This window comes from Bacillota bacterium (genome assembly GCA_013314855.1).
Lineage (GTDB): Bacteria > Bacillota > Clostridia > Acetivibrionales > DUMC01 > Ch48.
Genome location: JABUEW010000040.1, coordinates 20,435 through 32,806, shown reverse-complemented (window position 1 = coordinate 32,806; position 12,372 = coordinate 20,435). Strand labels below are relative to the sequence as shown.

Sequence of the window (12,372 nt, the reverse complement as noted above, 5' to 3'; positions counted from 1 at the left end):
GTAATTATAATGTAGAGTAATTATAATGTAGAGTAATTATAATGTAGAGTAATTATAATACAGGATTAATCTTGAGTTGATTTTAAGGAGATTAATTTTTTTATGGCATATAAAAAAAAGATATTAAAGAGATTTGTTTCGTACTATAAACCCCATAAATTATTTATTGCCGACATGGTTTGTGCCTTTTCGATGGCATCAATAGATTTGATATTTCCGGTAATTACCCGTTTTTTATTGCAGAAAGTAATTCCGGAAGGCAATGTTACTTTGATGTTTACTATTATAGGTTCTTTAATCGGGATGTACGTATTACAAATGTTGCTAAATTACTTTATCAATTATTATGGACATAATGGACATATTGTGGGGATAAGGATGGAGTATGATATGAGAAAAGATTTGTTTTCCCATCTCCAAACTTTATCCTTTAGGTTCTATGATAATGTTAGAACAGGTAAACTAATGTCCAGGATGATGAATGATCTGAATGAAATAACCGAACTTGATCACCATGGGCCGGAGGATATATTTCTTTCGGTTATTATGCTTTAATGAAACAGAAATGATAATTCAGGAGTCTCTGGAGGAATTATCTAAAGGAAGGACAACCCTTGTTATAGCTCACAGGTTGTCTACAATAAGAGGAGCTGATGAAATTATTGTTATTGATAAGGATGGAGTAAGGGAATCAGGGATTCATAAGAATCTTATACAATTCAATGGGGTATATGCGAGGCTGTATAATACTCAATTTAATAGTGCTGTGTGAAGTAATGACTATGTAACTATTAGGCCACTACTGATATTTTCATACTTATACTTAAACCATTTAAAAGACAGCTGCAAGGGGGAAAACTATGGTAGATATAATTACCAGGCTTATTCAGGAATTTAAGCTGAAACCTTTTCAGGTACAGAATGCAGTTAGACTTATAGATGAAGGTTGTACCATACCTTTTATTGCACGGTACAGAAAGGAAATGACCGGGGAACTTAACGATCAGACCCTAAGGGAACTGTATGAGAGGTTAGTCTATTTGAGGAATTTGGAATCCAGGAAGGAAGATGTAAAAAGGCTTATAGCCGAAGCAGGGAAGCTTACCGATGAAATTGCCGATGCTCTGATAAAGGCTGAAACTCTCCAGGAGGTAGAGGACATATACCTGCCATACAAACCCAAGAGACGTACAAGGGCTACTATTGCCAGAGAAAAAGGGCTTGAGCCTCTTGCAGGAATTATATTACTGCAGGGAAAACTTAAAAGTTCACTGGAAGAGACAGTTAAACCTTTTATTAATCCGGAAAAAGATGTGAATAATATCGACGATGCCCTTAACGGGGCAATGGATATCATTGCTGAAGAAATATCCGACAATGCGGAATACAGAAAAATTATCAGAGAAACGTTTTTCAGTCAGGGTGTAATTGTAACCAAATCAAAAAAGGATGAGGATTCAGTATACAGGATGTACTACGATTTCAGGGAACCGGTTGGCAAAATTGCCGGACACAGGGTATTAGCAATCAACAGGGGAGAAAAGGAAGGGTATTTGCAGGTTAAAATTGAAGTACCCGATGAGCAGATTATTAAGGCCATAAAACAAAAAACGGTTAAGAAGCCGCCTTCAGTAACGTCGGTATACGTTGAAAAAGCAGTAGAGGACGCATATAAGCGATTAATATATCCTTCAATTGAGAATGAAGTACGTAATGCAATAACTGAAAAAGCGGAAGAACAGGCCATGAAAGTATTCAGGGAGAATCTTAGAAATCTGTTGATGCAGCCGCCTGTAAAAGGTAAAACTGTATTGGGATTAGACCCCGCATACAGGACAGGATGTAAACTTGCCGTAGTTGATGAAACAGGAAAGGTGCTTGATACTGCTGTGGTTTATCCTACTCCACCGCAGAATAAAGTGGAAGAGGCTAAAGAGATTGTTAAATATCTGATAGACAAATATAAAGTTGATATAATATCTATTGGAAATGGAACGGCTTCCCGGGAAAGTGAACTGTTTATTGCAGAGCTTTTAAAAGAAATTGATAGAAAAGTACACTATATTATAGTTAGTGAAGCCGGAGCATCGGTTTATTCGGCTTCAAAGATTGGTGCTGAAGAGTTCCCGGATTTTGATGTAGCTCAACGAAGTGCCGTATCTATTGCCAGAAGATTACAGGACCCGCTTGCAGAATTGGTGAAAATTGATCCTAAATCAATTGGTGTTGGGCAGTATCAGCATGACATGAACCAAAAAAGGCTTGATGAATCGTTGAGGGGTGTAGTAGAAGACTGTGTTAACAGGGTTGGCGTGGACTTAAATACCGCTTCTCCATCTTTGCTTTCCTATGTATCGGGGATTAATGCAGGTTTGGCAAAAAATATTGTAGAGTACAGGGAGGAGAAAGGAAAGTTTAAAAGCCGGGATGAACTTAAAAAAGTAAAAAGAATGGGGGATAAAACTTTTGAACAGTGTGCCGGATTTTTACGTATACCTGAAGGAGAAAATGTCTTGGACAATACTGCTGTTCACCCTGAATCATACCAGGCGGCGTTAAAGCTTCTTAAATTTATGGGATATAGTATTGAGGATGTCAAAAACAGAAAACTGGGTGATATGAGAAAGAAAATTGAGGAAAAAGGTATTGAGAATATTGCCAAAACCCTGAATATTGCCGATACTCTAAATATTGGAGTACCTACCTTAAGAGATATAGTAGAAGAACTTTTAAAACCGGGGCGTGACCCTAGGGATGAAATGCCAAAACCTGTTTTTCGTAATGATGTAATGAAAATAGAGGATCTTAAGAGCGGGATGGTATTAACAGGTACAGTAAGAAATGTATCGGATTTTGGAGCTTTTGTAGATATTGGTGTTCATCAGGATGGGCTTGTGCATATATCTGAGATGAGTGACTGTTTTGTCCGTAATCCTATGGAAATTGTATCAGTAGGCGATATAGTAAAGGTAAGGGTGCTGAACGTAGACGTTGAAAGGAAAAGAATCAGCCTTAGTATGAGGGGTGTATAATTTTTTGTAGTGACTCAATGACTCTTCCATGACTTCCTAACTTATTGTCAATTGTCTCCAAAACTATTGATTTGATTTAATCCGTCATAACTTTAGCTAAGCCATTGAGTCTTAATATCCTAAGCTATATAATTAATGTGAAAATGTCAGAAAGCTATTCAAGACATATTTCATATTATGATTAAATTAATGGAACAGGAGGGATATAATGACTAATGATGCGAATAAATTAAAAGTGTGCAACCTTAGGTGTGAATACATGAAGAACCCCATAGGATTGGATATATTAAAGCCAAGACTTAGTTGGGTTATTGAAGCAGGAACTTTTGACAATATGGCAAGAAGTGTAATGCAAGAAGCTTACCGCATACAAGTATCAAAAGAGGATATGTCCTTTACAAATCTTGTTTGGGATAGTGGCAGAGTTGGTTCTGATCAATCAGTCCATGTAGAGTATAGTGGGAAACTTTTAGAATCGTGCACAAGGTATTATTATAGGGTAAAAATATGGGATAATAAAGGGAATGAATCAGCATGGAGTGAAACGGCTTATTGGGAAATGGGGCTCTTATGCCCGGAGGAATGGATTGCAAAATGGATTTCCATAAACACAGCTGACATTGCCGACACTGTTTATAATACCGGTGCTGGAACACATGGACATGAAAGTGATGGCTCAGAGCCAACTGCAGGCTATAGCAAATTAGACCCCTGTCCATATATGAGAAAACGTTTCAAACTGGACGGGAAGATAAAGAAAGTCAGAGTTTATGCAACTGCTCTTGGCTTATATGAGCTTAGAATAAATGGTTTAAAAGTTGGAGATTATTTGTTTACTCCAGGTTGGACCAGTTATAATAAACGTATACAGTACCAGACTTATGATGTAACATCTTTACTGAATGAAGGACAGAACGCTATTGGAATTATATTGGGAAATGGTTGGTACAAAGGAAATCTTGCATGGACTAAGCAAAAAAATATATACGGTGACAGATTGGCTGCCCTTGTACAAATGCATATTACATATGAAGATGGAAGAGAAGATGTTATTATTTCAGATGAAAGCTGGAAATATTCTACAGGCCCTATATTAATGTCCGAAATTTACCATGGGGAAATTTATGACGCAAGGTTGGAAAAAGAAGGATGGGACACTCCGGACTATTATGATGGAGACTGGAAAGAGGTTGTGATTCTTGATAAACCTAAACAGGTGCTTATTGCCCAGGAAGGTCCGTATGTAAAAAAAATTGAGGAAATTAAACCTGTTAATATAATAGAAACTCCATCAGGTGAAACAGTTATTGACATGGGGCAAAACATGGTTGGTTGGGTTAGATTCAAAGTGAAAGGTAAAGCAGGAGATAAGGTGGTACTTCAGCATGGGGAAGTCCTGGATAAAAACGGTAATTTTTACATAGAAAACTTAAGAAGTGCAAAACAAAGAATAGAATATGTTTTAAAGGGAAATACTGTAGAAACTTATGAGCCTCATTTTACTTTTCAAGGTTTTAGGTACGTAAAATTGGTTGAATATCCGGGGAAACCTTCGATAGAAGATTTTAAAGGCATTGTCATTCATTCGGATATGGAACAGACCGGTGAATTTGAGTGTTCAAACGAGCTTGTAAATCAGCTTCAGCATAATATACTTTGGGGACAGAAAGGGAATTTCCTGGATGTACCTACCGATTGTCCTCAAAGAGATGAACGTTTGGGTTGGACTGGGGATGCGGAGGTGTTTATCCGTACAGCATGTTTTAACATGAATACCGCGCTATTTTTTAAAAAGTGGTTGAGAGATTTAAAGGCAGATCAACTGGAAAATGGAGGAGTGCCACATGTAATCCCTCATGTTCTTGGACCAAATGATCATTCATCTTCGGCATGGGGAGATGCGGCCACTATATGTCCATGGACAGTTTACTTGTGTTTTGGTGATAAAAGAATCCTTGAAGAACAGTATGAAAGCATGAAGTCCTGGGTTGAGTATATCAGAGCCCAGGGTGATGATGAGTACCTTTGGAATACCGGTTTTCATTTCGGAGACTGGCTTGGGCTTGATGCGAAAGAGGGAAGTTATACAGGTGCCACTTCAAAAGATTACATTGCAACTGCTTTCTATGCTTATTCCATAAGCCTTTTAGTAAAAGCTGCAAAAGTTCTGGGCAAAGAGGATGATGTTTGTGAGTACAGTGAATTACATAGGAATGTAATTGAGGCTTTCAGAAAGGAATTTATTACACCGAACGGGCGTATTTCGGCACCTACACAAACAGCTCATGTTTTGGCGCTGATGTTCAACCTTGTTGAAGAAAAGGATAGAAAACGGACGATAGATACCCTTGTGAAATACCTGGAGGAAAATAAATTCCACCTTACGACAGGATTTGTAGGTACTCCATATTTGTGTCATGTTTTAAGCCAGAATGGCTGTAATGACATTGCTTATAAACTGGTGACACAGACTGATTATCCTTCCTGGCTTTATCAGGTAACAAAGGGGGCTACCACTATTTGGGAGCATTGGGACGGAATAAAGGAGGATGGTTCATTCTGGAGTCCAAATATGAACTCATTCAACCATTATGCATATGGTTCTATTGGGGATTGGCTATATAGAGTTGCTGCAGGAATTAATATAGATGAAGATAGGCCGGGATATAAGCACATAATTATAAAACCAAGGCCAAATAAAGAATTTGATTACGTAAAATCCGGAATTAAGACATGTTATGGGGAGGTTACTTCAGAATGGGTAAGAAATGAAGGCACTATGGAAATAAATGTATGTATACCTCATAATACAACTGCAGAAGTCATATTACCCGGGGCAAATATAAATAATCTTTATGAAAATGGTAAACATGTTAAGAGTGAGGAGATAGAAGGGATTTTAAGCTGCGAGGAAATTGATGGTGATATTAAACTGGAATTAGGTTCGGGGGAATACAGATTTGTGTGGTAAATGCAAATAGCATGTTATGTTCTAAGTCCTTCCTACTTGATAAATAGCGTATAAGTGATATACTTAAAAAGTATGAATTTTGCATAAGCGAAAAGAATCAAAAAGAATCAAAAAGAATCGAAAAGAATTTAATTTTAGAAAGGATGTGCTATTATGCAGCTTCTGGTATTTGTGCTAAATAAAGTGGAGTTGCTTGATGAGTTACTGAAGAATTTTGTGAAGGCCGGTATCAAGGGAGCAACCATACTGGACAGCATGGGTATGGCAAGAGCGCTAATTTCAAATGGAAATGAGAACATACCGATTTTCGGTTCATTAAGGATGATTTTAAATGAAGGTCATTCTTCTAATAAGACTTTATTTGTCGTGCTTGAAGATGATCAGGTTAATGCTTGTATCAGGTGTATACGAAAAGTTGTTGGAGACCTTAATCAACCGGATATTGGGATTTTATTTACAGTACCTGTAAATTATATTGAAGGTATTAATAAAAATATTTAGGAGGGTAGTTTAAGGAGGACATCTATGGGCACATTATTTTATATATCAATAGTTTTGTTAGTGGGACTTTTGACGGCTAAGCTTGCTTCATTAGCCAAATTACCGAATGTAACGGGTTATTTGGTAGGGGGGTTAATTATTGGACCCAGTATTTTAAAGATTATACCGAAAGCCACTGTAACACATATGGGAATTGTATCTGAAGCGGCATTAGGAATGATAGCATTCGGTATTGGAAGTGAGTTCAGTTTTAAGCATTTAAAACAACTTGGCTCAGGGATTATTACTCTTACAGTGATACAGGCCCTATCGGCTTTTGCTGCTGTTGCAGCTGTAATAGTCTTAATTTTTGGACAGGGTATAGCAGTGGGACTAGTTTTAGGAGGCATTGGAGTAGCTACTGCACCAGCGGCAACCCTGCTTGTTGTAAGGCAATATAAAGCTAAAGGCCCGGTTGTAGATACATTATTACCGGTAGTGGCCATTGATGATGCTGTTGGTATTATAGTATTCGGCCTGTGCATAGCTGCTGTAAAGGCAGTACATATGCCTCAAGGGAATTTTTCACTGGCGGCATCCATCATTAAACCTGTATGGGAGATAGTATTTGCGGTTATTATTGGGCTTATCCTTGGGCTTGTATTATCTTATATTGCCCCTAGAGTAAGAGGGGATGAAGAATTACTTGGTATAACACTTGCAATGGTATTCTTAGGAGTTGCTCTGGCAACTAAATTTAACATATCATCACTGCTTTTATGCATGACTATGGGTGGAGTACTGACTAACCTCACAACTAATTCACCGAAGGTATTTGGTTTGATTGATAAATTTACACCTCCAATATATGTAGCCTTCTTTACCTTATCAGGAGCAGATTTGGATCTAAGTATCCTAAAAAGCGTAGGTTTGATAGGTATAGGCTATATAATTTCCAGGTCAATAGGTAAAATTTTTGGGGCTTATATTGGAGCTAGAATTATTAATTCACCTCCTGCAGTACAGAAATATCTCGGGATAACCCTTTTACCTCAGGCAGGTGTTGCCATAGGTTTATCCCTTGTAGCCCAGAGTGCTTTACCTGAATTTGGTGCCTCTATTAGAACTGTTGTATTATTTGCAACGCTTATATACGAGCTTGTGGGACCTGTGCTTACTAAACTCGCCCTTATAGGAGCCGGCGAAATTCAAACAAGGTCATAATTCAACCTTCTTAAGTGTCAAGAATTCTCCCGCCCCTGTAGGCGGGAGTTCTGAAGGCGGAGATTCTATGGACGGAAGCAATGTATAACTGGTTTAAAGGCAAAGAATTCAGACCACTCTATTCACCCTCTTTAATTTTAACTAAAAGGTAGAATTCTAACGAGTTTATGGTAACTTTATCTGCAGATAAATCTTTCTCCCCATATACATTAAGAAATATAAATTTCAATTTTACCTCGTCTGTTTCTTCAATAAAGCACATGTCTTCCTGGCTTATTTTCTGTTTTTCAGCCATCTGTTTCTCAACTATTCCAAACCTATGATATAGCTGTATGCCAAAATCCGATAAGGCTTTACTGTATATACTTTCATCTTCATGGAATATTTGGAAAATAGTAGAATTCACGTCATATTTAATACGCATTTTGTCAATGAACTGCCCGGTTTCCGAATACAGGCCCCTAGAGTCAATCATATAATCGTAACCTCTTATATCGGTAGGCTCTGACCATTCGGATACGTTATAAAAAAAGTATTTTCGTCTCTGGATATCATAAGTATTGTATTGATATGGAAACCCAAAAATATCTTCCATATTCTCTATTTTAAAATCTTTTGGAAGATATTTTATGTCGCTTAATTTGTGGGATCGCTCAAAGTAGATCAAAATCTGGCTTAACTCAATCCTGTCCCTTTCAGCCACTTCAACCTCCGGTTTCACAATTATATTGTCTTTCAACATTCCATATTTTTCCAAAATACCTTCAAACCTTTTATTCTGGCTAAATTTGGATAAAGAATAACTGCTCCACGGTCCTGATACGGATAATACGGCAACCAAGGCCAAAGTAACAGGTATTACAATATTTTTCCTTGCTCCTGTGAAACTTGTATAGATCATCATTCCCAACACCCAGAGCCCAAGAAGTATTACAAAATATCTGTTTTCAGTTATACCGTAAGCCGTTACTCTTATACCTATTGAAACAAACATAACGGCTATGACAGGTATAATAATTTTGGTAAACCAGGAAATAAAGCTTTTCACCCACTTGTTTTCGTCCTTCAAAGGAGAAACAAGGAATATTACACCTGTACTTATTAAAGAATACCAAAGCACCAAATGGGCAATCAAACCTACCGGCCATTGAAGGATAATTATTATTTTGGCAAAATACACGTATAAAATAGCCGTATACACCGCAATGATAGGCATTACAATGTACAGCAGCAGAATTTTAAGAGGCTTGGGATAATTGCTGGCATTTTTCTCCGAAGCACCCGGAGCGTATGAGGGATGGACTTCATGATTTTCCGATGGCAGTCCGGCCAGGAAATAAGCGGGGGCAAAGACGCCTGCTATAATAAGCCATGTGTAATAATAATATCTTTCCTGTATTGGCACGGAGAAGAGTTTATCAAGTGTAAATATTATAGCTGCAAGTCCGGCAAATAATACAGCCGAATATATCACCGTGACAAAGAAACGGGAAAGAAGATTTATTACGTATAATTCAAAGCATGTGGCATTTAAGCCGTTTGTTTTACTTCTGTAAATGTAGGGTATAAAAATAAAGCAAAGATACAATGCAATACTGAAGGCAATATATCTGGAGACTGAAACCATTTTAATGTCCGGTAGTAAAAAGAAATAGTATAAAACAAGTACTATAATTCCGGCAAAATATATGGAAGCTTTATATAATAGGCTTAAGTTTACGTGTTTTCTAAAAGCAAGTTTGATGCAAAGGGAAAGTGGCACTCCGAGAGCCAGGAGCATTGTAATACGTGTTAGTCTATCAATTAACTCATTTGTAAAATTTCGCTGGTTATGGTTGATAATTATAAGCATTATTGTTACTGCCGTTGTTAACCCTATTGTAATAGGGAAACGTTTGATACTGGTATAAAGACCGGCAATCAGGCTCTTAATTGAATTTATCAGCTTCATATCTTCATCCTTTGAAATTGAGTCGGAATAATATTACAGCATAATATTACTATTTTTGCCATAGAAAATCAATATACAGAGTACAGAAAATAAAATACAGAAACAGCTAAATATGCTACAGATGTATTTTAACATGTACAAGAAAAAGTTGCAATAATAGTAACACCCTAACGAAAATTATTAGTTGACACACAAATTAAATCCATTTATAATATTATATGCAAGGATTATATGCAAGGGCGATTAACTCAGCTGGTAGAGTGTCATCTTGACGTGGTGAAAGTCGGGGGTTCGAGCCCCTCATCGCCCACCATTTATGTTATTATGTTCTTTTTCCTGTATACCCTTGGAGACATACCCTTTATTTTTTTAAACATTTTTGAGAATAACAGTGGGTCATCATAGCCTACCGAGCGGGAAATATCGCCTATGGATAAACTTGGGTTTTTCATCAAGGTACAGGCTTTGTTTATTCTAAAATTTATTAAATAGTTCTGAGGTGAAGTGTTAAAGTATTCTTTGAATATTGCACCCATGTAACTTCTGTCCAAGCCCACATAGCGTGCTATTTCCCTTATGCTTACCTTCCTGGAATAGTTTATTTCAATAAACTCTACTATCTTTTTTACATATTGCTCCTTTCTGTTAATATCTTCTTCCAGGAAAAGTGGCTGATTGTTTTCCTCTATCAATTGGGAAAGAAAAAGGTATAGGAATCCTAAAAGCCTGATTTCTTTAGATTTTGGCATTTGTTTGGATTCAAGCATTTGTTTGAAACAGTTTTCTATAAATTTATCTTTTCTATATGTAAAAATAGGGTTTTCAGCAGAAAGGTTTGCTTTCTTGAGATAAAATTCTGCTTTTAGTCCATGAAAGCCGACCCAGGAGTAATTCCAGGGGTCTTCAAAGTCTGCCTGATAATAAGTAACTATCCCCGGACATATTAAAAAACCCTGCCCGCCGCTCAAATTATATATAGTATCTCCTACCTGGAAAATACCCTTACCCTCGGAAATATAATGAATGAGAAAATAGTCTCTTACTGCCGGCCCGTAATAGTGTCCCGGTTTGCATCTCTCTGTACCGCATTGATACATATTTAAATCCGTCGTATTTAGCCTTTCAATAGGCACAATTTCCATCATATAAGGCAATTCACTCCTATTTCGATTATTGCTTATACTAGCATTATGCCATATTAGTATAGCACATTTCCATTTACTTGTCAGTAGAAGTTGTTAAAATTAAGTTATGGAATAAAGCATGTTAGTAAAAAGTAAAGCATGTTTATGGTTGAGTGTAAAGTTTTATTTTTGTAAATAAAAATACCATAGTTTGTAAGACAAGAAAACAACAAAATATAAAACAGAGGGGTGCGTATAATTTATGAAGAAAATAGCGTTTATAGGGGCGGGAAGTTTTGGATTTACCAGATCCCTTGTCCGGGATATTCTTTCTTTCCCTGCGTTTAATGATTGTACCATAGCACTTATGGACATTGATGACGAAAGGCTTGCCTATATAAAGAAAGCTGTAGACAAAATTGTTGCGGCAGGAAACTACCCGGCTAAAGTAATTGCTACCAAAGACAGGGCTGAAGCTTTAAAAGATGCGGATGGTGTTGTATGTACGATCCTTGCCGGAGGAGTTCATGTGTGGCGCTACGACATTGAGATACCAAAAAAATATGGGGTTGACATTAATGTGGGAGATACCAGGGGACCTTCGGGAATATTCAGAGCACTGAGGACAATACCGGTAATGCTTGATATATGCAGGGATATAGAGCGTTATTGTCCGGATGCAATATTTTTAAACTATACAAACCCAATGGCTATGCTGTGCAGGGCTATGCAGGGTGAAACAAAGGTTAAGTTGACGGGGCTTTGCCACAGTGTCCAGGGAACAGCTCAAATGCTGGCAAGATGGATTGGGGCACCCATGGAGGAAATTACATATCTTTGTGCCGGTATCAACCACCAGGCATGGTATCTTGAATTTAAATGGAATGGAAAAGACGCTTATCCTTTAATAAGAGAAGCTATTAAAAGACCTGAAATTTATAATGAAGAACAGGTTAGAAACGAAATGTTCCTGCACCTGGATTACTATGTTACCGAGTCTAGCGGGCACAATTCGGAATATAATGCCTGGTTTAGGAAAAGGCCCGATCTTATTGAGAAATATTGTACACATGGTACAGGCTGGAATCCTGGAGAGTATGCCTATATATTGAAGCATTACCTTGAGAGAGAAGATACATGGAAGAAGGATATAGAAGAATGGTTAAATAGGGATACGATCGACTTAAAAAGAGGACATGAGTATGCAGCCAGTATTTTTAATGCAACCATAGGCGACGGTACTATGTTTGAATTTAACGGGAATGTCAGGAACTTCGGCCTTATTGACAACCTGCCGGAAGGCTGTTGCGTAGAAGTACCCATTCTGGCTTCGAAACGAGGGCTTGACCCGATTCATGTAGGACCATTACCGGACCACCTGGCAATTTTAAACAATATTAGCGCAAGGTGTGAAGAATTAGCCGTAGAAGCAGCAATAACCGGTGATCCGAGAAAAGTATTCCATGCCATATGCTTTGATCCATTAACTTCTGCAGTATTGAGCCTGTCGGAAATAAAAGCGATGGTGGACGAGATGTTCGAGGCAAACAAGGATTGGTTGCCCCAGTTTAAGCACAGGACATGAAAATA

Annotated in this window: 9 protein-coding genes and 1 tRNA gene; 8 read left to right on the top strand and 2 right to left on the bottom strand. The window is 37.6% G+C overall.

All coding sequences use genetic code 11. From position 1 onward, the window contains the following. The first annotated feature begins 102 nt into the window (after positions 1 to 102). The 6 genes from HPY74_08855 (at position 103) to HPY74_08830 (ending at position 7,707) form a co-directional block, all read left to right on the top strand. Entirely contained in the window at positions 103 to 555 is a 453-nt protein-coding gene (locus HPY74_08855) for a hypothetical protein (protein ID NSW90766.1), read from the top strand. 10 nt (positions 556 to 565) lie between these two features. Next, complete coding sequence (locus HPY74_08850; GenBank protein NSW90765.1) at positions 566 to 772, top strand: hypothetical protein; 207 nt, start codon at positions 566 to 568, stop codon at positions 770 to 772. An 88-nt stretch (positions 773 to 860) separates the two neighbouring features. Continuing rightward, positions 861 to 3,032 carry an RNA-binding transcriptional accessory protein gene (locus tag HPY74_08845; protein NSW90764.1) on the top strand — a complete coding sequence of 724 codons (2,172 nt, stop codon included), beginning with the start codon at positions 861 to 863 and terminating at the stop codon, positions 3,030 to 3,032. Between the two features lie 208 nt (positions 3,033 to 3,240). Further along, the gene (locus HPY74_08840; protein ID NSW90763.1) at positions 3,241 to 6,003 is read left to right on the top strand and encodes a family 78 glycoside hydrolase catalytic domain; all 2,763 of its coding nucleotides are present in this window, start codon (positions 3,241 to 3,243) and stop codon (positions 6,001 to 6,003) included. A gap of 153 nt (positions 6,004 to 6,156) precedes the next feature. Further along, positions 6,157 to 6,504, top strand: coding sequence for a hypothetical protein (locus tag HPY74_08835; protein ID NSW90762.1), 348 nt, complete (start codon positions 6,157 to 6,159; stop codon positions 6,502 to 6,504). 24 nt (positions 6,505 to 6,528) lie between these two features. Beyond that, a complete protein-coding gene (locus HPY74_08830; protein NSW90761.1) occupies positions 6,529 to 7,707 on the top strand; it encodes a cation:proton antiporter in 1,179 nt (392 codons plus the stop codon). 118 nt (positions 7,708 to 7,825) lie between these two features. Here the strand turns inward: HPY74_08830 and HPY74_08825 are convergent, their stop codons facing one another. Continuing rightward, positions 7,826 to 9,658, bottom strand: coding sequence for a DUF4153 domain-containing protein (locus HPY74_08825; GenBank protein ID NSW90760.1), 1,833 nt, complete (start codon positions 9,656 to 9,658; stop codon positions 7,826 to 7,828). A gap of 237 nt (positions 9,659 to 9,895) precedes the next feature. Here HPY74_08825 and HPY74_08820 point away from each other — a divergent pair. Further along, a tRNA-Val gene (locus HPY74_08820) sits at positions 9,896 to 9,971 on the top strand. 1 nt (position 9,972) lies between these two features. Here the strand turns inward: HPY74_08820 and HPY74_08815 are convergent. Next, a complete protein-coding gene (locus HPY74_08815; protein ID NSW90759.1) occupies positions 9,973 to 10,803 on the bottom strand; it encodes an AraC family transcriptional regulator in 831 nt (276 codons plus the stop codon). 241 nt (positions 10,804 to 11,044) lie between these two features. Here HPY74_08815 and melA point away from each other — a divergent pair, with 241 nt between their 5' ends. Then, a complete protein-coding gene (gene melA, locus HPY74_08810; protein NSW90758.1) occupies positions 11,045 to 12,367 on the top strand; it encodes an alpha-galactosidase in 1,323 nt (440 codons plus the stop codon). Positions 12,368 to 12,372 lie beyond the last annotated feature (5 nt).

Coding starts and splice junctions, on each gene's coding strand:
- melA (NSW90758.1), top strand. CDS start 11,045: ATGAAGAAAATAGCGTTTATAGGGGCGGGAAGTTTTGGATTTACCAGA.
- HPY74_08850 (NSW90765.1), top strand. CDS start 566: ATGATAATTCAGGAGTCTCTGGAGGAATTATCTAAAGGAAGGACAACC.
- HPY74_08830 (NSW90761.1), top strand. CDS start 6,529: ATGGGCACATTATTTTATATATCAATAGTTTTGTTAGTGGGACTTTTG.
- HPY74_08835 (NSW90762.1), top strand. CDS start 6,157: ATGCAGCTTCTGGTATTTGTGCTAAATAAAGTGGAGTTGCTTGATGAG.
- HPY74_08845 (NSW90764.1), top strand. CDS start 861: ATGGTAGATATAATTACCAGGCTTATTCAGGAATTTAAGCTGAAACCT.
- HPY74_08815 (NSW90759.1), bottom strand. CDS start 10,803: ATGATGGAAATTGTGCCTATTGAAAGGCTAAATACGACGGATTTAAAT.
- HPY74_08855 (NSW90766.1), top strand. CDS start 103: ATGGCATATAAAAAAAAGATATTAAAGAGATTTGTTTCGTACTATAAA.
- HPY74_08840 (NSW90763.1), top strand. CDS start 3,241: ATGACTAATGATGCGAATAAATTAAAAGTGTGCAACCTTAGGTGTGAA.
- HPY74_08825 (NSW90760.1), bottom strand. CDS start 9,658: ATGAAGCTGATAAATTCAATTAAGAGCCTGATTGCCGGTCTTTATACC.